Source organism: Pseudomonas protegens (assembly GCF_003732485.1).
GTDB classification, from domain to species: domain Bacteria; phylum Pseudomonadota; class Gammaproteobacteria; order Pseudomonadales; family Pseudomonadaceae; genus Aquipseudomonas; species Aquipseudomonas protegens_B.
The window spans coordinates 38986-59000 of record NZ_MOAK01000013.1 but is presented as its reverse complement, the minus strand read 5'-3'; the positions used below and the strand labels follow the sequence as shown (position 1 = coordinate 59000).

18 protein-coding genes are annotated in these 20015 nt (G+C 61.7%); 6 read left to right on the top strand and 12 right to left on the bottom strand.

Going from position 1 to position 20015, the window contains the following annotated elements:
- A partial coding sequence (locus tag BLX41_RS34120) for a TolC family protein (RefSeq protein WP_259744292.1) occupies positions 1 to 684 on the top strand: 684 nt, incomplete at its 5' end.
- A 76-nt stretch (positions 685 to 760) separates the two neighbouring features.
- Here BLX41_RS34120 and waaA read toward each other — a convergent pair.
- Positions 761 to 2041, bottom strand: coding sequence for a lipid IV(A) 3-deoxy-D-manno-octulosonic acid transferase (gene waaA / locus BLX41_RS00795; RefSeq protein ID WP_123723371.1), 1281 nt, complete (start codon positions 2039 to 2041; stop codon positions 761 to 763).
- Between the two features lie 22 nt (positions 2042 to 2063).
- Positions 2064 to 2948, bottom strand: coding sequence for a LysR family transcriptional regulator (locus tag BLX41_RS00790; RefSeq protein ID WP_185073322.1), 885 nt, complete (start codon positions 2946 to 2948; stop codon positions 2064 to 2066).
- A gap of 111 nt (positions 2949 to 3059) precedes the next feature.
- Between BLX41_RS00790 and BLX41_RS00785 the strand changes: the two genes are divergently transcribed.
- From BLX41_RS00785 to BLX41_RS00770, 4 genes are all read left to right on the top strand, one after another.
- A complete protein-coding gene (locus BLX41_RS00785) occupies positions 3060 to 3392 on the top strand; it encodes a DMT family transporter (RefSeq protein WP_011058907.1) in 333 nt (110 codons plus the stop codon).
- Between the two features lie 137 nt (positions 3393 to 3529).
- Positions 3530 to 4705, top strand: a complete 1176-nt coding sequence (locus tag BLX41_RS00780; RefSeq protein WP_123723369.1) for an NAD(P)/FAD-dependent oxidoreductase — start codon at positions 3530 to 3532, stop codon at positions 4703 to 4705.
- A complete protein-coding gene (locus tag BLX41_RS00775; protein WP_123723368.1) occupies positions 4702 to 5520 on the top strand; it encodes an aldo/keto reductase in 819 nt (272 codons plus the stop codon). Before BLX41_RS00780 ends, BLX41_RS00775 begins: the two co-directional genes overlap by 4 nt.
- 109 nt (positions 5521 to 5629) lie before the next feature.
- Complete coding sequence (locus BLX41_RS00770; protein WP_123723367.1) at positions 5630 to 6601, top strand: metal ABC transporter ATPase; 972 nt, start codon at positions 5630 to 5632, stop codon at positions 6599 to 6601.
- 47 nt (positions 6602 to 6648) lie between these two features.
- Here the strand turns inward: BLX41_RS00770 and hldE are convergent, their stop codons facing one another.
- From hldE to msbA, 4 genes are all read right to left on the bottom strand, one after another.
- The gene (hldE, locus tag BLX41_RS00765) at positions 6649 to 8082 is read right to left on the bottom strand and encodes a bifunctional D-glycero-beta-D-manno-heptose-7-phosphate kinase/D-glycero-beta-D-manno-heptose 1-phosphate adenylyltransferase HldE (RefSeq protein WP_123723366.1); all 1434 of its coding nucleotides are present in this window, start codon (positions 8080 to 8082) and stop codon (positions 6649 to 6651) included.
- 102 nt (positions 8083 to 8184) lie between these two features.
- A complete protein-coding gene (gene cysC, locus BLX41_RS00760) occupies positions 8185 to 8796 on the bottom strand; it encodes an adenylyl-sulfate kinase (protein ID WP_123723365.1) in 612 nt (203 codons plus the stop codon).
- The gene (locus BLX41_RS00755) at positions 8789 to 9493 is read right to left on the bottom strand and encodes a sulfotransferase family 2 domain-containing protein (RefSeq protein ID WP_123723364.1); all 705 of its coding nucleotides are present in this window, start codon (positions 9491 to 9493) and stop codon (positions 8789 to 8791) included. The genes cysC and BLX41_RS00755 overlap by 8 nt, the downstream gene beginning before the upstream one ends.
- Positions 9494 to 9683: 190 nt before the next feature.
- Positions 9684 to 11489 carry a lipid A export permease/ATP-binding protein MsbA gene (gene msbA, locus BLX41_RS00750; RefSeq protein ID WP_123723363.1) on the bottom strand — a complete coding sequence of 602 codons (1806 nt, stop codon included), beginning with the start codon at positions 11487 to 11489 and terminating at the stop codon, positions 9684 to 9686.
- 156 nt (positions 11490 to 11645) lie between these two features.
- On the opposite strand from msbA, the gene BLX41_RS00745 reads away from it, so the two are divergent.
- Positions 11646 to 13502, top strand: a complete 1857-nt coding sequence (locus BLX41_RS00745) for a bifunctional O-antigen ligase/aminoglycoside phosphotransferase family protein (RefSeq protein WP_123723362.1) — start codon at positions 11646 to 11648, stop codon at positions 13500 to 13502.
- Positions 13503 to 13595: 93 nt separating this feature from the next.
- Here BLX41_RS00745 and BLX41_RS00740 read toward each other — a convergent pair whose 3' ends face one another.
- Genes BLX41_RS00740 through BLX41_RS00715 form a run of 6 tightly spaced genes read right to left on the bottom strand, consistent with a single transcriptional unit; the run spans position 13596 to position 20014 of the window.
- The gene (locus tag BLX41_RS00740; protein WP_123723361.1) at positions 13596 to 14480 is read right to left on the bottom strand and encodes a glycosyltransferase; all 885 of its coding nucleotides are present in this window, start codon (positions 14478 to 14480) and stop codon (positions 13596 to 13598) included.
- Positions 14477 to 15631 carry a glycosyltransferase gene (locus BLX41_RS00735; protein ID WP_123723360.1) on the bottom strand — a complete coding sequence of 385 codons (1155 nt, stop codon included), beginning with the start codon at positions 15629 to 15631 and terminating at the stop codon, positions 14477 to 14479. Before BLX41_RS00735 ends, BLX41_RS00740 begins: the two co-directional genes overlap by 4 nt.
- On the bottom strand, positions 15628 to 16512 hold the full coding sequence (locus BLX41_RS00730; protein ID WP_123723359.1) for a DUF6625 family protein: 885 nt from the start codon (positions 16510 to 16512) through the stop codon (positions 15628 to 15630). The genes BLX41_RS00735 and BLX41_RS00730 overlap by 4 nt, the downstream gene beginning before the upstream one ends.
- Before the next feature lie 54 nt (positions 16513 to 16566).
- Positions 16567 to 17979 (bottom strand): PIG-L deacetylase family protein, encoded by a 1413-nt coding sequence (locus BLX41_RS00725; RefSeq protein WP_123723473.1) that lies wholly within the window; start codon positions 17977 to 17979, stop codon positions 16567 to 16569.
- A gap of 8 nt (positions 17980 to 17987) precedes the next feature.
- Positions 17988 to 18884: an antimicrobial resistance protein Mig-14 gene (locus tag BLX41_RS00720; RefSeq protein WP_123723358.1), complete on the bottom strand. Its 897-nt coding sequence runs from the start codon at positions 18882 to 18884 to the stop codon at positions 17988 to 17990.
- Entirely contained in the window at positions 18884 to 20014 is a 1131-nt protein-coding gene (locus BLX41_RS00715) for a glycosyltransferase (RefSeq protein WP_123723357.1), read from the bottom strand. Before BLX41_RS00715 ends, BLX41_RS00720 begins: the two co-directional genes overlap by 1 nt.
- Position 20015: the final 1 nt, after the last annotated feature.

Here is a 20015-nt window from a genome sequence, read left to right as displayed (position 1 = left end):
AAGCAGAACCTCAACCTGCTGGCCAGCAACTATGCGGTCAGCGCCGCCGAGGAAACCCTCAAGCAGCGCAAGGCCGGGCACGCCCCGACCCTGGACGCCGTGGCGCAGTACAAGAAAGGCGACAACGACGCCCTGGGCTTCAGCAACCCCAATCCGTTGACGCGCTATGGCAGCGATGTCGAACAACGCTCCATCGGCCTGCAGTTGAACATCCCGATCTACAGCGGCGGCCTGACCAGTTCCCAGGTTCGCGAGTCCTATTCGCGCCTGAGCCAGACCGAACAGCAGCGTGAATCCCTGCGCCGCCAGGTGGTGGAAAACACCCGCAACCTGCACCGGGCGGTGAACACCGATGTCGAGCAGGTCCAGGCCCGACGCCAGTCGATCATCTCCAACCAGAGCGCGGTGGAAGCCACCGAAATCGGCTACCAGGTGGGCACGCGCAATATCGTCGATGTGCTCGACGCCCAGCGCCAGCTGTACACCTCGGTGCGCAACTACAACAACAGCCGCTACGACTACATCCTCGACAACCTGCGCCTGAAGCAGGCCGCCGGCACCCTCAACCCCGGTGATCTGCAGGACCTGTCGCGCTACCTCAAGGCCGACTACAACCCGGATCGCGACTTCCTGCCGCCGGACCTGGCCAAGGCCGCACAAGAGCAGCTCAAGGCTCGCCCCTGAAAGCCGCAGCCATGAAAAAGGCCACCCAAGCGGGTGGCCTTTTTGCATTCCGGCAAAGCCCTTTCGGGGTTACGGCTCAGCGCCCCTTGAGCAAACGGTCGAGACCATCGAGCAAACGCTGCAACGCCCCCTGATTGGCCTTGAGCACCTTGAGCCCCGCCTCGGCCATCTTCTGCGCATCCCGGGGCAACTCGAACAGGCGCTGCACCGCCACCGCCAGCCCTTCAGCATCATCCACCTCCTGCAGGGCACCGGCCTCGCGCAGCATTGCGGCGATTTCCAGGAAGTTGAACAGGTGCGGCCCGCTGATCACCGGCTTGGCCAGCGCCGCCGGTTCCAGCAGGTTGTGCCCGCCATTGGCGACCAGGCTGCCGCCGACAAAAGCGCTGTCGGCCAGGGCGTAAAGGAACAGCAACTCGCCCATGGTGTCCCCCAGCAAGACCGAGGTGGCGGCGCTTACCGGCTCCCCGGAAGACCGGCGAACCGTCGCAAAACCCTGTTGCTGGCAAAGCTCGAACACCGAGTTGAAGCGCTCCGGGTGCCGTGGCACCAGGATCAGCAAGGCATTCGGGTAACTGGCCAGCAGTTGCCGATGGGCGTCGAGCACCACAGCGTCTTCACCTTCGTGGGTGCTGGCGGCGATCCACACCGGACGCTCCATGGCCTGCCATTGCTGGCGCAGCTCAGTGGCCCGTTGCAGCAGTTGCGGGTCGATACTCAGGTCGAACTTGATCGAGCCTGTGACTTCCACCGTCTCGGAACGCGCGCCCAATTGACGGAAACGTTCGGCTTCGGCTTCGGTCTGCACCGCGAAAAGACTCATCTGCCCCAGCATGGGCGCGGTCAGGCGGGCAAAACGCCCGTAGCCCTTGGCCGAGCGCTCGGACAACCGGGCATTGGCCAGGGCCACCGGAATCCCGCGTCGGGCACACTGGTCAATGTGGTTGGGCCACAGCTCGGTCTCCATGATCACCGCCAGCTTGGGCTGCACCCGGTCAAGAAACCGCGCCGCGGCGCAGGGCAGATCGTAAGGCAGGTAGCAATGCTGGATTCGCGGCTCATTGGCGAACAGCGCCTGGATACGCTCGGAGCCGGTGGGTGTCATGCAGGTCACGGTGATCGGCAACTGGGGATAACGGGCCAACAGGGCACGAATCATCGGTGCGGCGGCGATGCTCTCGCCCACAGACACCGCATGCACCCAAATGCCGCCAGTCTGCATGTCCGGCAAGCCCAGGGAGAAACGCTCGCCAATGCGCTTGGCATAAGCCGGGGCCTTGCGCGAACGCAGCCACAGGCGAATCGCTACCAATGGCAGCCCCAGGTAAAACAGTGCGGTATAGAGAGTTCTATTCATGGCGGCGGAGTTTATCGGTTTTTTAGCCGATCGCCTTCAGGTGCACGGCAAAACGTTCCGCCAGCCAGCGCGCCGCCGGCCCCAGAGGTTCATCGCGACGCCAGGCCAACTCCACCACCAGCGCCGGCGGGGTCCATTCGCTGACCAATTCGACCATCTGGTGCTGGTAAGCCGGGTACTGCACCACATGCCGCGGCAGCCAGGCCCAGCCCAGGCCCCGCATCAGCCATTCAGCCATTACATAAAAGCTGTCAGCCCGCCAGACCTGGGGGCTGACCTGCTCGCCACCGGGATAACCACTGAGTTGGGGAGCGATCAGCAACTGCCGGTGCCGGGCCAGAAGCTGGCGGTTGACCCGTTTCTCATGGGCTAGCGGATGCCCGACGGCGCAGACGGTGACCATCTCGACGCTCCCCAAGGCCCGGCGTTCCAGGGTCTCCGGCATCTGCTCATGGTGAAACAGCAGCCCCAAGTCGGCACGGCGCTCCACCAGTTTGCGTGCCACGTCCCCCTGAGCACCGCTGGCCAGTTGCACTTCCAGGCTGGGAAAGCGCTCGGCCAGGGCTTCCAGGCTGTCGAGCACCGGTTGATAAGGCATCGCCTCGTCCTGGGCCAGGCGTAACCGGGCCTCCTGGCCTCGCATCAAGGCCAGCGCCCGGCCATTGAGGCGATCACACTGGCGCAGGATTTCCCGGGCCTCCTGCAGCAAGGCGCTGCCAGCTTCGGTGAGCTTTGGCTGACGACCGCTGCTGCGTTCGAACAGGCTGACTCCCAGGTCCTCTTCCAGCAGGGCAATGGCACTGCTGATGGCGGACTGAGCCTTGCGCTGCTGGCGGGCCACCGCAGAAAACGAGCGCAATTCGGCGACACTGACAAACAGCCGCAACTGCTCCAGGTTCCATTGCATGTTCATAGAGCAACCTATCTCAATAACAGATAGGTAATGACTTTACCCCATCTGAGCAGCCTCTAGAATGCCGACCTCAGAAAAGCAGTCCCAGACACGAGGAACCCTCCCATGAACGCTTACTACTACCTGGCTATCGCCATCTGCGCGGAAGTGATTGCCACTGTTTCAATGAAAGCGGTCAAGGGCTTGAGCACGCCGCTGCCCCTGGCGCTGATCATCGTCGGCTACGGCGTAGCCTTCTGGATGCTGACCCTGGTGGTGCGCACCGTCCCGGTGGGGGTGGCCTATGCGGTGTGGGCCGGCATGGGCATCGTCATGGTCAGCATCGCCGCACTGTTTCTCTACGGCCAGAAGCTGGATATCCCGGCAATGCTGGGCATGGCGCTGATCGTCCTTGGGGTCGTGGTGATCCAGCTATTCTCGAAAACCGCCGGGCACTGACCCTCGCCTCATGCAGGAGCCGGCTTATCGGCGAACAGCCCACCCCGTGACAAGCTGTCACGGGTTTCGCCCGGTCGCTCCTACAGATTCACGAGCCTGTATACTGCGCCTCTCGTTTTGAACACTGAGGTCGCTGCATGCCATCCGCTATTTCCACCGATGTGCTGATTGTCGGCGCAGGCATCGCCGGTCTCTGGCTCAACGCCCGCCTGCGGCGCCAGGGCTTTTCCACTGTGCTGGTGGAAAGCGCCAGCCTCGGTGGCGGACAGAGCGTGAAATCCCAGGGGATCATCCACGGTGGCGCCAAGTACGCCCTGCACGGTGCCCTTACCGGTGCCTCGGAAGCCATCGCCGACATGCCCCGGCGCTGGCGCGAAGCCCTGGCCGGCACCGGCGAGCTGGACCTGTCCGGCGTGCGCCTGCTGTCCGAGGCCCACTACCTATGGTCTCCCGGCACTCTGGCCGGCAACCTCACCAGCTTCTTTGCCAGCAAGGCTGTGCGCGGCCGGGTCGATCAGGTCAAGGGCGAGCAACTGCCCCCAGCCCTGCAAGACAAGCGCTTCAAAGGCAAGGTCTATCGCCTGGCCGAACTGGTGGTGGATGTGCCCAGCGTCATCCAGCGTCTGGCGGACCTGGGCGGCAACAGCCTGCTGGCCGGGCAGAAAATCGAACCTCTGCTGGAGAATGATCGACTGATGGGCCTGCGGGTCGATGAGCGCGAGATCCGCGCGCAACGCATCGTCCTCAGCGCCGGCGCCGGCAATGCCGACCTGCTCAAGGCCGTCGGCCTGAGCCAGCCGGCCATGCAGCGACGTCCGTTGCACATGGTGCTGGTCAAGGGACCGAGCCTGAAACCCCTGTACGCCCATTGCCTGGGTGGCGGTCCCAAACCCCGGATCACCGTCACCACCCACCCGGCGGCCGATGGCCAGTGGGTCTGGTACCTGGGAGGCGATCTCGCCGAAGCCGAAGGCGTGGCCCGGGAACCGGCGGCGCAAATCGCCGCAGCCCGCAAAGAGCTTTCTCAGTTGCTGCCCTGGGTCGATCTGAGCCAGGCGCAATGGGCCACCTTGCGGGTGGACCGGGCCGAGCCGGCGCAATCGGGGCTGACCCGGCCAGACAACGCCTTCCTCGCCGAGCAGGATCGCCTGCTGGTGGGTTGGCCGACCAAACTGGCCCTGGCGCCGGACTTCGCCGATCGAGTCCTCGCAGCCCTGGAGCGCGACGGCATTCGTCCAGGCCACAGTGATCCTCTCCCGGCCCTGCCCAAGCCGCCCCTGGCACAACCGGCCTGGGAGCAACTGCTGCCATGAGCCAGCCGACCCTGCACAACCTGCATCGCCCCATCGGCAGCACCGGCCTGATGGTTTCGCCCCTGGGCCTGGGCACGGTCAAGCTGGGCCGCGACCAAGGGGTGAAATACCCCAGCGGCTTCCAGATTCCGGATGACCAGGAAGCCCGCATGCTGCTCAAGCTGACCCGCGACCTGGGCATCAACCTGATCGACACCGCCCCCGCCTACGGCCGCAGCGAAGAGCGCCTGGGCCCCCTGCTACGCGGCCAGCGCCAGGAATGGGTGATCGTCAGCAAGGTCGGTGAAGAGTTTGCCGACGGCGTGTCCCGCCACGACTTCAGTGCCGCTCACACCCGACTGTCCGTGGAACGCAGCCTGCAACGCCTGGAAACCGACTTCATCGACCTGGTGCTGGTGCATTCCGACGGCAACGACCTGGCCATTCTCGACCAGAGCGAGGTCTACCAGACCCTGGCGCAGCTCAAGCAAGAGGGCAAGATCCGCGGCTTCGGCTTTTCCGGCAAAACCGTCGATGGCGGCCTGAAGGCTCTGGAGCAAGGCGATTGCGCCATGGTTACCTACAATCTGAACGAACAGGCCGAGCGAGCGGTCATTGACTATGCCGCCGCCCACCATAAGGGCATCCTGGTAAAAAAGGCCCTGGCCAGCGGCCATGTCTGCCTGAGCCCGGGCATCGACCCGGTGCGGGCCAGTTTCGAACTGCTGTTTGACCGGCCCGGCGTTGCCAGTGCTATTGTCGGGACCATCAATCCGTTGCACCTGGCCCATAACGTGGCAACCGTGGCTCAGGTTCTAGGGTCTGTTCCCGTTTGATGACAGGCCGCGACGGCGGCCCTTCGGGTTGCGTGCCAAACGGGAACAGACCCTAGGCAAGCACTGATGCCGCCGACGCGACCGCCCCCCGACGCAGGAAGGAGCCGAGATGTCGCGACCGCTGATTAGAAAGAACCCCAGCAACTTCAAGACCCTGCCCCTGTTCGTCGAAGCGACTCCCGAAGGCCTCTGCTACCAGAGCGTAGGGATGCCGCTGAACTTCGCGCAGACCCTGCAGCGCCGACGCGCGGTGACGGTAGCCGACAACGAAAGGTTTGCCTTGGAACTGGCCAACCTCGGGGTTTCGGTACGCCTGACCCTGCACTGGCAGAACCGTGATTACTGGGTCCTGGTGCGCCAGCGACGCCAGGACCGCGGTGACGTGGTGCTCAAGCTGATCTCCGGCTACGTGCCCGCCCATGAACTGAACCTGCCGCTGCACACGGCCATCCAGGAAATAGCCGAGGAATGCCTGCTGGAAACCCCGGAAGGCTGGCTCGGCGGACGCTTCAACGACACCTGGCTACCCGCCCCCTACGCCGGGGCCCTGCATTACCGCGAGGCCCTGCCCTTTCGCCTGACTCCGCTGTCCGGAGCCGCGCGACCGGTTCGCTGCGCCAACCTGCAACTGCTGGAGCGTCCCCGGGCCTATGTGCACCTGCCCACCGCCTCCTTGCAACTGATCTACGACCTGCGCCTGGACGTCCCCAAGGAAGCCAAGTCGCTGAGCCTGTTCCATGTCGACGAGCGGCTGGAAGGCGACCAGTTGGTGGCGCGCCTGGACCGCAAGCGTCCGGATCTGTACCTGATGCCCCTGGACAATGGCCAGCCCTGTGCCGAGCTGTACACCTTGAAGAAGGACCAACTGCACCCGGCCAGTACCCGCGGCCTGTACCTGGCGGAAAGCTTCGCCCAGCAGGAGGGCTGGGTGGTGCGTGAGGAGCGGATTCGCTGGAAGGACTGGCTCAGGCAGCGAGGCCTGAGCGAACCGGAAAAGGAATCGAAACTTTCGCGCCTGACCGGCAAGGCCCGGCAGATCCTGCGCAAGATGGTTCCCGCCAAGACCAGGCGCCAAGGCTGAGGCAAAAAAAGGCGCCTGGAGCAGGCGCCTTTTTCAGACTGTGGCCGTTACTGGGCCTTGTCGGTCTTGCGGATCTTCTCGACGATGGCGGTGGTCGAGCTGTTCTCCACCAACCCCAGCACCTTCACTGTACCGCCGTAGGCCGTAACGATATCGGCGCCCACTACCTGGTCGATGCCGTAGTCGCCGCCCTTGACCAGCACGTCCGGGCGGACCTGGGACAGCAGGTTTTCCGGCGTGCCTTCAGGGAAGCTGATCACCCAGTCCACGGCCCCCAGCCCCGCCAGCACCGCCATGCGCCGGTCGACACTGTTGATCGGACGTCCGGGTCCTTTCAGGCGGCTGACCGAAGCATCGTCGTTGATCGCCACGATCAATCGGTCACCCTGGGCCCGGGCCTGCTCAAGGTAGGTCACATGCCCGGCATGAAGGATGTCGAAGCAGCCATTGGTGAATACGATCTTCTCGTTGTGTGCCCGGGCATCATCGATGGCCAGCAACAGCTGGTCGAGACTCAGTACGCCGCGCTCGGAACCTTCCTCGCGCTGGATCGCCCGACGCAGTTCCGGTGCACTGATGGCCGCCGTACCCAGCTTGCCGACCACAATGCCCGCGGCCAGATTGGCCAGGCCCACGGCGTGGGGCAGCTCTTCACCGGCGGCAATCGCTGCCGCCAGGGTAGAAATCACGGTATCGCCGGCCCCGGTGACGTCGAACACTTCACGGGCACGGGCCGGCAGATGCAGGGCCGGATGATCCGGACGCAGCAAGGTCATGCCGTGCTCGCCACGGGTCACCAGCAGGGCCCCCAGTTCCAGATCGTGCATGAGCTTGGCGCCCTTGCTCACCAGCTCGTGCTCGTCGGCACAGCCGCCGACTATGGTTTCGAACTCGCTGAGGTTCGGCGTGATCAGGCTGGCACCACGGTAGATGGAGAAATCCTTGCCCTTGGGGTCCGCCAGCACCGGAATGCCACGGGCCCGCGCGGCGGCAATCAGCACCTGGTGGTTGCGCAGAGCGCCTTTGCCGTAGTCGGACAGCACCAGCACCTTGATGCCATCGAGCAGAGCGTCGACCTCGGCCGCCAGGGCCAGGGCGTCGGTGGCGAAAGGTTCTTCAAAGTCGATGCGCAACAGCTGTTGGTGACGGCTCATGACCCGCAGCTTGACGATGGTCGGCTGGTGGGCAATGCGCTGGAACAGTGCACGTACACCCGCACCTTGCAGGCTGTTGGCCAGGCTATCGGCAGCCTCATCGTCACCGGTCACCCCCACCAGGGAGGCGGGCGCGCCGAGGGCGGCGATGTTCAGGGCAACGTTGGCGGCACCGCCCGGGCGGTCCTCGATCTGCTCGACCTTGACCACCGGCACCGGCGCCTCAGGGGAAATCCGTGAGGTACCACCATGCCAGTAACGGTCGAGCATGACATCGCCGACCACCAAGACAGGGGCTTGATCGAATCGCGGCATGGACAACTTCATGGAGCATCCCACATACAAAATGAACAGGGGCGCGATATTAACACAGGGTTGGCACCGCCTAGTTCTATGCCTTGAGTGAGGCCGGCGAAGATTTTCTGCGGTTCATTTGCGCTGCAGCAGTTGCAGCAGCCGGCGGATCGCCTCCGGCACCTCCACGCTGGCGGTATCGATCTCGCAATCGGCTTGCAGCGGCGCTTCATAGGGGCTGTCGAGGCCGGTGAAATCCTTGATACGGCCCTCCAGGGCCGCCTGATACAGGCCCTTGGGATCGCGCCGGGCACAGGCATCGAACGATGTGCTGATGTACACCTCGATAAACTGCCCGGCCCCGAACAGCGCCCGGGCAGCATCACGCTCGGCGCGAAACGGTGAAATCGCCGACACGATCACCAACAGCCCAGCCTCCACCATCAGCCGCGCCACCTCGGCCAGACGGCGGATGTTTTCCTTGCGCGCCTCGGCCCCCATTCCCAGGTCACGGCACAGCCCACTGCGCACATTGTCACCATCGAGAACGAAGGTATGCATGCCCAACTCGTTGAGGCGCAGTTCCAGCAGATTGGCCAGGGTCGACTTGCCGGCCCCCGACAAGCCGGTCAGCCATAGACAGCAGGGCTTCTGCTGCTTGAGGGCGGCCCGGGCCTCGATGGACAGCGACAGGCTGTAGGGGCGGATCTGCAGTTGCTCCAAAGGCGCACAAGCGAGCTTATTCATAACCCAGCATCTCGTAGTCGCGTTGATAGACACGGCGCACCAGGCGCCGGGTGCGTACCGAGCAGAATTCCCTGACAGGGGTGGTGCGGCGTTGTGCAGTGCCGTTGACATGGGGTAGTTGGGCATCGACCCCCAACTGCTGGCACAGCAGCTGGAAGTCACGTTGCAGGTGTTCCTGATAGCCGATGAAGTCCAGCGCCAGGCGCCCCAAGGAGTCGCAGAGGAAGTCGCTCTGGGGCGCGAAATGCATCTGCCTGTGGATATTCTCCGAGTGCAGCCAGCGACTGACGAAGTCGTCGAAGTCCCGGTAGTGCGTCACCAGGCTCTGGGCCGCCTCATCCCGCCGCCCCAGGCGGTTGCCGCATAAAAAGGCATAGGCCGAATAGGCACGTTCCAGGGGATCACGGACGAAGGCGAACTTGAAGCTGCTGGAAAACGTCCGTGGGAACTGTTGTTCATACCAGTACAGCGGCAGGTGCCCCGGCATCCACCCATCGAACAGGGCCGAGCAGATGCTGCTGCCGGCACACTTGGGAACGTGGACAAACAGACAGGAATGACGGGCAAAAGCATCGGGGAAACGCACATTGGCGGACATGGACTTGTTCACCACCTGACGGTCCACCACCGACAGGCGACCCAACAGGAAATGACGCTGGGTCTTGGGTAATAACTTCCACACAAAACGTTGCAGCATTGCGGTACCCACGCGAGAAGGATGGCCCTCTCGATCCATTTGAAGATTCAGGCGGGAACCATAACAAGCGAGAAACGCAGAATTATTTAGCCTTGGTCAAGACTGTAAGGCGGGTTATACAAATGATGCCAAGGTGCCTTGCACACCCTGGTGGCTCCGGGGAACGAGCGGGCCCGCTCCCCGGGAAGACTCAGGCGATCCCGTTGGGTGCGGGCTCTTCCAGGCCCATGGCATGCAACCGCGAGTAGTAGCCATTTTGGGCCAGCAACTGGGCGTGAGTGCCGCGCTCGACAATCCGTCCCTGATCCATGACCAGGATCATGTCCGCCTTCTCGATAGTAGACAGACGGTGCGCAATCACCAGGGTGGTGCGTCCCTTCATGACCTTGTCCAGGGCGGCCTGGATATGCCGCTCGGACTCGGTGTCCAGGGCCGAGGTGGCCTCGTCGAGAATCAGCAGCGGTGCGTTCTTCAGCAAGGCCCTGGCAATCGCCAGGCGCTGACGCTGGCCACCCGAAAGCAGCACGCCGTTCTCCCCGACCTGAGTGTCGAGGCCTTCTGGCAACTGGGAGATGAAATCCATGGCATAGGCGTCGGCCGCAGCCTTTTCGATGTCCGCCCGCGGTGCCCCGGCCAGATCGCCATAGGCGATGTTGTTGGCCACGGTGTCGCTGAACAGGGTGACGTGCTGGGTAACCTGGGCGATATGCCGACGCAGGTTCAGCAGGCGGTAATCTTCGACCTCGGTGCCATCCAGGAGGATCTGGCCCTTGTCGTGGTGATAGAAGCGCGGGATCAGGTTCGCCAGGGTCGACTTGCCGCTGCCGGAACGCCCCACCAGGGCGACCATTTTTCCGGGCTCGACGCTGAAGCTGATGTCATCCAGCACCTGACGCTCGGTGCCAGGATAGGTGAAGCTCAGGTTGCGCACTTCCAGATGCCCACTGATGCTGGCGTGTTCCACCGTGCCACGATCGACCTCAGGCTCGACGTCCAACTGTTCGAAGATGCTTTCCGCACCGGCCACGCCCTTCTGGATGGTGGAGCTGACTTCCGACAGCTGACGGATCGGCTTGGGCAGCAGCCCGGCCATGGTGATGTAGGCCACCATTTCCCCCGCCGAGGCGTCGCCACGCAGGTACAGGACCAGGAACATCAGCACCGCCATGGCGCTGTAGATCACCAGTTGCAGCAGCGGCGTGTAGATCGCGCCGGTGCGGGTCATGCGCAGTTGCTTGTCGGTGTTGCCCTGGCTGGCCGCCAGGAAGCGCTGCTGCTCATAGGTTTCGCCGCCAAAGCTGCGTACCACCCGATAGCCCTGGATGGTTTCCGAGGCAACGTGGGTCACGTCGCCCATGGCCACCTGGATCTTCTTGCTTTGCTTGCGGAATTTCTTGCTGGCGGTACGCACCATGATCGCAATCAGCGGCAGGATGGCGATCATCACCAGGGTCAGGCGCCAGTTCATCCACAACAGCGAGGCGAACAGGAAGATCACCGTCATGCCTTCGCGGATCACCACCTTGATCGCATCGGTCGCCGCTCCCGTGACCATGGTCACGTTGAACGTGATCCGCGAGATCAGGTGTCCCGAGTTGTGCTTGTCGAAGTAGCGATTGGGCAGGGTCAACAGGTTGTTGAACAACTCGACCCGTAGATCATGCACCAGTCCCAGGGAAACCTTGGCCAGGAAGTAGTTACCCAGGTAGGACCCCAGACCTTGCCAGGCAGCGATCAGTACGATCAGTAGCGGCACCGCCTGCAACAATTGCATGTCACGCAGATAAGGTACACCGGGAAACAGCACCGCCTGAGGATTGGACAGGCCGTCTACGAAATACTTGAGAATGTAGCCGAGCATGGGCTGGGTCGAAGCGAATATCAGGAACCCGATGATGCTGATAAAGAACAGACCAATATAGGGCCGAACATAACCGAGCAGGCGGAAGTAGATTTTCAAGCTCGAGGGGCTTGCGCTGGGGCTGGAGTCGGTCATATCACGCGAATGTCGTCAAAAAGGAGGCTGACTTTAGCACAGCTTGCTCGCCGCACTGGCACTCCCATGGACCCGAGATTGTTCAACTGACCGACGACACTGCCAGCTATTAGTCGTTATGATTGCCAGCCTAACTTCCGGGATGAACGTCAAAGCATGCAACCCAATGCTCTTCACAACACGGCCAATCGAGTATTCGATTTCATTTGCTTGTGGATTCTGCCGATCGGCTATCTACTGCTTCTCTGCGCATTGTTCTTCCTTCCAGGGCGCAGCGGATTGCACAAGTTGTATTACGGTTTGTTCAGCATCCCGACACTGATTGCTCTATGCATGCGCCCCAGCGAAGTCAAAGGCCTGTTACGCGAACCTATCTTCCTCGCCATCTTGCTGTTTTGCAGTTGGGCTCTGATCAGCCTTGCCTGGAGCCCGCCGGTCGACAGTGTGGCCGGCGAATTTAAGACCCCTCTGCACCTACTTATGCTTTTTGCCGGTTGCAGCCTTCTTGTCAGCTATCGTAGGGACATACTGCAACCCCTGCTCTTCTGTGCAGCAACAGTGGCACTCATAGCATCTGTCTTCAATCTGTATGCATTCAGCAAGATCTATACCCCAGGGACCCGCATGATTGGTGGCGGAGCCTTCGATAACCCTCTGCTGAGCTCCCACCTATTTGGCTTTTTCCTGGTCTACTGGCTCTGGTTAAGCATGACCTGCCAACGCATGCGGGTCCTTTTCCTGACCATCCCGGCCATGGGCATCATGTTCGCCACGGTCATTGCTACTGGTTCACGAACGCCACTAGTGGCCTTGACGCTAGCAGCAGCCTGGATCAGCTTCCTCTGCTGGAACCGCCGCTCGATCGTGCTACTTGCGACAATGCTGATTTGCGGCGCAATAGCGTTGTTTCTGTTCTCGCATACGCTGGGCGAACGTAACTCCTATCGCTTCGAAATCTGGACCCTGATGCTCAGCTACATTGCAGAGCATCCCTGGATTGGTCACGGTTACAACGCCGACCTAGTGGTGGACGCTGGCATTGGCTATCTCCTGGCAGAGCCTCATAACTTTGCATTGGGCGTGTTGTACTACGTAGGCATCGTTGGCTTAATTCCCTGGCTATTCATGCAAGCCCGGGGATTGTTCAGAAGCTGGCAGTTGCGCAGTACGCCATTAATTATCCTAGCCTCAACTTGGCTCATGTTCGGTATCGGTGCTGGCCTCACGGAAGGTGGCGGAATCCTGTCTCGCCCCAAGGAGCACTGGTTCCTGCTATGGATTCCCCTGGCTCTGATTGCCGCCTTATGCATCAGCCAACGAGCCAGACGCTCAACTCCATTAACCTGCCAAGTACTAACACCAGCGGAAACCGAACAGCTCATCGCCAATGCGCACGCAATAGAATCCGATGGCCTTGGGCCCAAAGTTCTTCAACTGGAAGATGGCAGTTTCTTGAAACTGTTCCGGCCGAGGCGTTGGTATACCTCCGGCGGCTTCAACCCCTACTCTGAACGTTTTGCCACAAACAGCGAGCAACTCCGCGACATGGGAATCACCACCCCAAGCATCCTCGGCTTGTACCGTCTCACCGGTGACAGCAGCGCTGTTCGCTATCAACCTCTGCCAGGACGAACTCTGCGCCAGTGCCTGCAGTCAGCTGAGTCCGCGGAGGCTCGTGCCCCCCTGATTAAGAGCTTCGGTGCCTTTATGGCCCACCTGCACGAGCGGGGCGTGTACTTCCGCTCGCTACACCTAGCCAATGTGCTTGTCCTGGAGAATCACCAGTTTGGGCTGATCGACTTGGCCGATCTACGGGTATACCCGTCAGCACTGCGAACCTCGCTGCGCCAGCGCAACCTGCGCCACATGCAGCGCTATCCTGAAGACCGCCAATGGCTTTTCCAAGAGCACCTGACAGCACTGCAGGACGGTTACGCCCTGGGAACTTCAATTGACCAGGCAAAGGGGCTGCTGCAAACGCCAGATGCCAAGAGCCTCAAGGGTACCCACTAGGTAACAACCCAGATTGAGCGCAATAAAAAAGACAGCCTCTAGTGCTGTCTTTTTTATTGCGGGCAAACCGAATTTTTAGCGCGCTGTATCTCTTCAGTCTTTTTCCAGTGGCGAAAAATACAGGCGGGCCAGTCCACGCCAGGTTTTCTTGTTCCAGGCCTTGAGCGGGATCTGCGCCAACAATTCGCGGGCCAGTTTCCGATCGCGATTGGACACCTTGAGGAACATCGAGCTGAGGAACTTGTAGCGCACCTCCTCGTACAGCGGATGCTCACTGAACAGAGCGTAGGTGCGCAGGATGTTGTCGATCATGAAGCGGTGGTTCTTGTAGGAGTTGGTGGCATGCTTGCGATAACGCGCCATCACTACGTTCAAGCCGTCGATAAAGTAGCCCGCATGGGTGATCTTCAGCTCGATCAGCAAGTCCTCAAGGCGGATACTCGGGTCGAAACCACCGACCTTCTCCAGAGCCTCACGGCGAATCATCAACGTCGGCGCAGGCGGGTAAGGCTTGCGCTCAAGGAACATGTCATCGAAGTCCAGACGCCGGAACGGCACGTCACGGCGCTGGCGATTTTCGGGAAACAGGTTGCCATCGCTGTCGATCAACTCGATATTGCCGGCGCAGATCCCGACTTCAGGCTTGCCGTCCAGGTAGGCCACCTGGGTCGCGATGCGCTCGGGCAGCATGATGTCGTCGGAGCCGAAGGGCACGATCAGGCTGCCCTTGGCCCGAGCGATGGCGCCATTGAGGGTATTGGTCAGCCCCTGATTCTGCTGGACGCGGAAGTCGAAACCATGCAACGCCTGCAAACGCTGGATACGCTCGACGCTGTCATCGCTGGAACCGTCATCCACGACCAGCAGTTCGATGTTCGAATAGGTCTGGTTGAGCACGCTGAGAATGCTCTGCTCGATATAGGGCGCGTGGTTGTAGGAGGCGATGATTACCGTCACCACAGGTTGCTGGTCTGTCATTGCTGTCTCTTGCCCGCCTGACTCAATCCCGAGTCGATCAATTGCAGGTACTCCTCGCGGAACACCTCGATATCATGTTCTTTCTGCAGATAGCGATACGCTTGCTGGCCCTTTTCGGCCAGCGCCTCATCGGGGAGACCCAGGTAATTGTCCAGGGCCGCCGTCAGCGCCGGCACATTGGCCGGCTCCACCGCCAGGCCACCGGCCCCTTCGATCAGCGGCAGCATTGCCGGCACATTGGAAGCGATCACCGGCAACTGCCCACTCATACCCTCCAGCAATGCCAGGCCCAAGCCTTCGGCCAGTGATGGCATGGTCCAGATATCGAAGGCCCGCACATACTGCAGGGCGTTCTCCTTGAAGCCCAGCAGATGGGCCCGGCCCTGCAGCCCCAGACGCTCGATCTCGGCACGCAGATTGGCCTCTTCGCGCCCGGCGCCAATGATCGCCAGTTGAGTCTGTGGGTACTTGTCCTTGAGCTGAGCAAATGCCTGCAGCAGGTAAGTGTGGCCCTTGACCGGAACCAGCCGCCCCAGGGCACCGATCAGGCGCACTGAAGGATCCAGCCCCAGCAACTCACGAGAGCGCTCGCGGGAATGCTGCAAGGCTTCGGCCTGTTCGATATCGATGGCGTTGGTGATGGCCCAGGTGTTCTGGTCGGTGAAACCGCACTGGCAATCCAGCAGGTACTGCTTGACCGCGGGCGACACGCCGACAAAGCGCCAGTGCCGGTCGATCAGACGCTGTGTCTGGCGCCGCCGGTAAAACCGGTCGTACTCACCAAAACCGTGGGAAATGCCGATGCACAGCGGGACCTTCAACCAACGGTTGAGGGTCAGCATCATGTTCACTGGCTTGAAGCGATTGCAGATCACCACATCGAACTTTTCCTTGCGGCAGAACTGGTAAAGCCGCCACATGGCCCGCAGGCGCATGCCCTTCAGGGACTTGTCGGAAAATTCGAAATACACCGAATGCGCAGCCCGGCTTACCGGATCGTTCGGCCCGGGGCGCCCCCGCAGAAAGGCCGCGGTGATTTCGTATCGCTCAGCCGGCAAAGCCTTGACAATCTGCTCGGCCAGATCGGCGAAGTCGTGAGACTTGACGTTGTAGTCCGGCTGCAGCTGCAGGACCTTGAAGCGCTGGCTCATAACTCTCCCCGATGAAAACCTGTGGCATCGATGACCCAGGACGACTCGCTGGCCAGGGCCTGGACCACCTGGGCATCCTGCTCGGGCAAGTCCGACCACTCATTGCGCTTCCAACACACAAAGTGGAAATATGGAAAGCTGCGGTTGCCGTCGCGGTCGTTGGTCAGATGCCCATCCTTCCAGTACCAACGCGTCGGAAAATCACGACTGCCGTCATGCCAATCGATCACTCCGCCCGGCGTGCTGAACGCCTCAGTGAACTCACTGCGACGGCGCCATGGATTGAACTTGCCCACCAGCTTGAACAGCGGCTTCGGGAAGTTCTTGCGCCAGAGAAAAATCCGACTGAACGCCCCTTCATCCAGTGCATGATGCTGCTGGTCGGTAAAGCGCGTCTGCCAATCCTTGATCTGCCTGAACAATTCAAGCTGGCGGGCGCTGTTGCGTATCAGGCACAAGTGCCCAGCAACGCGACGCTCGTGGGTGGAGAACAGGTCATACTTCGCCAGACGATCCGCGGTGAAGTAGGCCCGAAGGTCACCGTAGACCAGGTCGATATCGCCGAAAGCCCAGAAGTCGTAGCCCTCCAGCCGGTCAATATGGATGTACCCCATTGCAGGCCTGATATCACAAAGCTTGTAGGCCGCCTTGGGCGCAAAATCGATGTCCAGGCGCTGGGATACCAAGGCGCAATAATCGGCAAAGCTGATGCTTTCAAACTGGACGTTCGGCGGCAGATTCTCCGGAGTCCCGCAATCGCTGAAAAACAACCAGTCGATATCCGGATTACGTCGGCAGCTTTCGAGAAAAAATGGCAGCCAGAATGGCCAGCGCCCGAAATAGGGCATGAGAAACAGGATTCGCGGGCGTGGATTGATCACAAAAGACTCGCTGTCAGGTTAGGGGCACAACAGATTCCTGTGTTTATGCCGGTTTTATCGCTGCCGCAACAGCCAGAACAGTTCGTGCCGCCGCACTGCCTTGCGAAAGAACTCATTCTCTCCCAGGGTCGAAGGCACTCTTCCAGCCAGAAGCCATTGTATCGACCTGCGCAGTCGCCGCTTGAACGGCATTCTGGGCTGCAAGTCATGCATCATCCCCAAGGCCATGGCCTTGTCATATTGCTCAACCTGGGAGAGTGGCAAACACCAGGGACGCAACACTGTCGTCGAATCGAACACCGGCGGCAAAGCAATGCCCGCCCCCGAATTCCCCATTGGCCAGCGGTCGTTGTCATGCAGGTGATTGGCATAGCCGAGCACAGTGCGCGGTTGCCAGGCCAACCCTTCCAGGGCCTGCATGACGGCCTCGCGGGCACAGATGTGATCGGGATGTGGGTCCAGTGACGGATGCGGCAGCACCAATACTTCGGGCCGCGCCTTGAGCAGCAGCTCGCGCAGATCAGCCAGCAGGTTGTCCCAGGTCGGCAACCCATCCTGATCGGCTGGCAGCGGGAACGGATTGAACTGGCGGAACAGGCGGATATCGCTCAACTGGGCCTCACGCGAGGCCACCGGCTGCTGTGGAGCGGCCTGCATGGCGGGCAGTTGCAGACAGAAGTACCCCAGCTGCACGCACTGGGCTTCAGGCACTCCAGCCCAACGCGGCACGGCGATACTGTCCCAGGCCCGCAGGCGGCCCTTGATTCGCGCCGCCTCAACTGGGTTCATCCCCATGGCCTGATAATGCTCGGCCTCGATTTCCCCTGCCGTCAGGGTCACGATCCAGGCTTCGTCGGCCTGGCTGTACAAGCCAAAGGCTGCCAGTTCGGCATCGTCGGCATGGGGAGCGATCACCATCACTCGCTGGCGCCGGTAGTCGGGATCGCGCCAGGCCATCAACTGGGGCTGGACCCGAATCCGACAGAAACGCCCGCGCAGTTGCAGCTCGCCGCCGACCAGGGGGCCTGCCAGGCCGCTAAGGTTGAGATATCGCAGGCCATTGACCCCACGTTCGAACGCCTGGCGGTCAACCGTTGGACCGCCCAGCACTTCAATGGCCGGATCGAGAAAGCGTCCGATCCAGGAGCTCTTGACCTGCACCCCGAGGATCAGCGTCTCATCCGCGGCCAGCTCCTGCGCCGAGTCCACCAGCAGGCGCCCCGCCTCCAGGCGCACTGCGACCTGCCGGGCCTCGTTGCCAAAGTCGTAGCAGTAGTCGTCCTTGGGCGAGTAGAACAGATGGTCGGCAAACCAGGCCTCATGGGCCAGCCAGCCGAGAACGGCCAGCAGCAGCGGCAACCACCAGGCCACCAGCACGCCCACCAGCAGCAACAGCACCAGCCCCACCAGCAGGGCGATTCGTTTATTGCGCCGGTGGCGCTTGAGCAGTTGCTGCTTGCGACTCATGGGCTGACTCACACCTGGAAAACCGGCACAGGATTGCACCAACGATCCTTGTATTCACGGTCGGCACGACCGAAGGAAAAACGCAGCGGCTTGTTCAAGGCCCGGGCCTGCTCCCAGGCACTCTGGGTATTGAGAAAACTCAGCACACTGCCGGGGCTGAAGTCACGGGTCTCGGGATCGACCCCGCCATTCACGTACTCGACGCTGATCCATTCCGGGGCTTCGACCCGATAGATCAACTGCACGGCAATCGGCGCACCCTTGAGGAAAATCACCGAGCCGATCAGCAGCTCGCGCAGACGTTCCAACACCTCGGCCATACGCTCGGCGCCAGTGGCCGGGAAGCCCCAGCGGCGCTGGAAAAGGTCACAGTAAATGGCCGCCAGCTCAGCACTGGTGAAATCACTGACCGCACGCACCACCCCGCCCGCCTCTTCCAGCAGACGCAGTTCGCGACGCTGGTTGTAGCGAAACTTCTTCGACAGTTCTTCAGGGGTACGGGCCATGGCCAATTGTTCGGCCTGAGGCTTGAGGGTGCTGAAGCGCCCTTCGTTAAGCGCAGAAAGGTAACGCCCACGATGACGCAGCGGTACCTGGGCATCGGCGGCGGCCGGCAGGATCAGCTCGGCATTGCCTATGTCGAACAGGCCCTTCTTGCCGGCTCGCTTGAGCACATCCTTGGACAGCGCCAGATCCCGCCCCCAGGTGGCAATGGCCGCCTGCAGCTGGCCGTGCTGTTCCCAGGCCAGATAACGCACGGGAATCTGCGCCAGGTCTGCCAGTTGCTCCACCACCAACGGATGAGTCGCCACACTGCCACCAAACCGCTGCCAGGCATCGGCATAGGTCGACGCATCAATGACTGACCAGCCACGTTCGCGCCAGCCTTGAAATCGATTGAGCATCAGCCCCTCGCGGTCAGATCGGTGACTTGCGGCAAACGCCAGAAAACATCGCGTACAGCACGGTCGGAGAAACGCTCGCGCAGACGATCGAGCATCAGCTCGGCACAGACCCGGCGCTGATGATCATCCATCGCGGCCAAGTGCTGCAGCCCTTGGGCCATGTGCTCGACGTCTCCCAGAGGGAACAGAATGCCCACGCCCTCTACCACTTCCTTTGCACCGCCGCAGGCGGTGGCCAGCAACGGCACACCGGCCGCCATGGCTTCCAGCAGGACCATGCCAAAAGGTTCGTGATCTGAGCTCAAGGCAAATACGTCGAACGCACGGAAATAGCGCCGAGCCTCCGGCACCTGCCCGAGGAACAACACGCGATCGGCCACACCCAGTTCACGGGCCAGGGATTTCAGATCCTTTTCCAGGCGGCCGGTCCCCAGGATCGCCAGCTGACTCAGCTGCGGCAATTGCGGCACGGCGGCGGCAAAGCCCCGCAGCAAAGTGGCCTGATCCTTGTCCGGGTGCAGGCGCCCGACGTTGCCGACAATCCAGGCATCCGCGGACAGGCCCAACTCGCTGCGGGCCTGGGCCGTGTCCAGCTGGCTGGCCTGCAAGGCTTCCAGGTCGATACGGTTGTACAGGGTCTGGATGCGCGCCGCAGGCCATTTGGGCAGGCAGGCACGCATGTCGTCGCGCACCGCGTCGGAAACCCCCAGCAGGCTCAGGCGCTTGCGAAACAGCCCGGCGAAGATCTGCCGGCTACGGCGCTTGTAATCGGAAAACGCATGATGAACTCCGATCACCGGCAAGGCGGTCCCCAGCAAGGCGATATAGATCGGCTTGAAGCGGTGAGCGATGCAGAGGCTGAAATTGCGTGACGCGGCGATCTTGCGCAGGTCGCGGATGGCGCCCAGCTTCAGGCCGCGGATAGCCTTGGAGCTGTACTCCATGAACAGCACTTCGTCGGACGCACAGCCTGCGGCGACATCGGCATCGGCGGCCCCGGTGAGAAACACCGTGGTCACCCGATAGCCGCTGCCCGCGAACAGGTTGGCGTATTGCCGGGCACAGTCCAGGAACGGCCCGTCGTAGCCGTGGCAAAACTGCAGCACATGGCGTTCAGCCGAGCGTGTCATA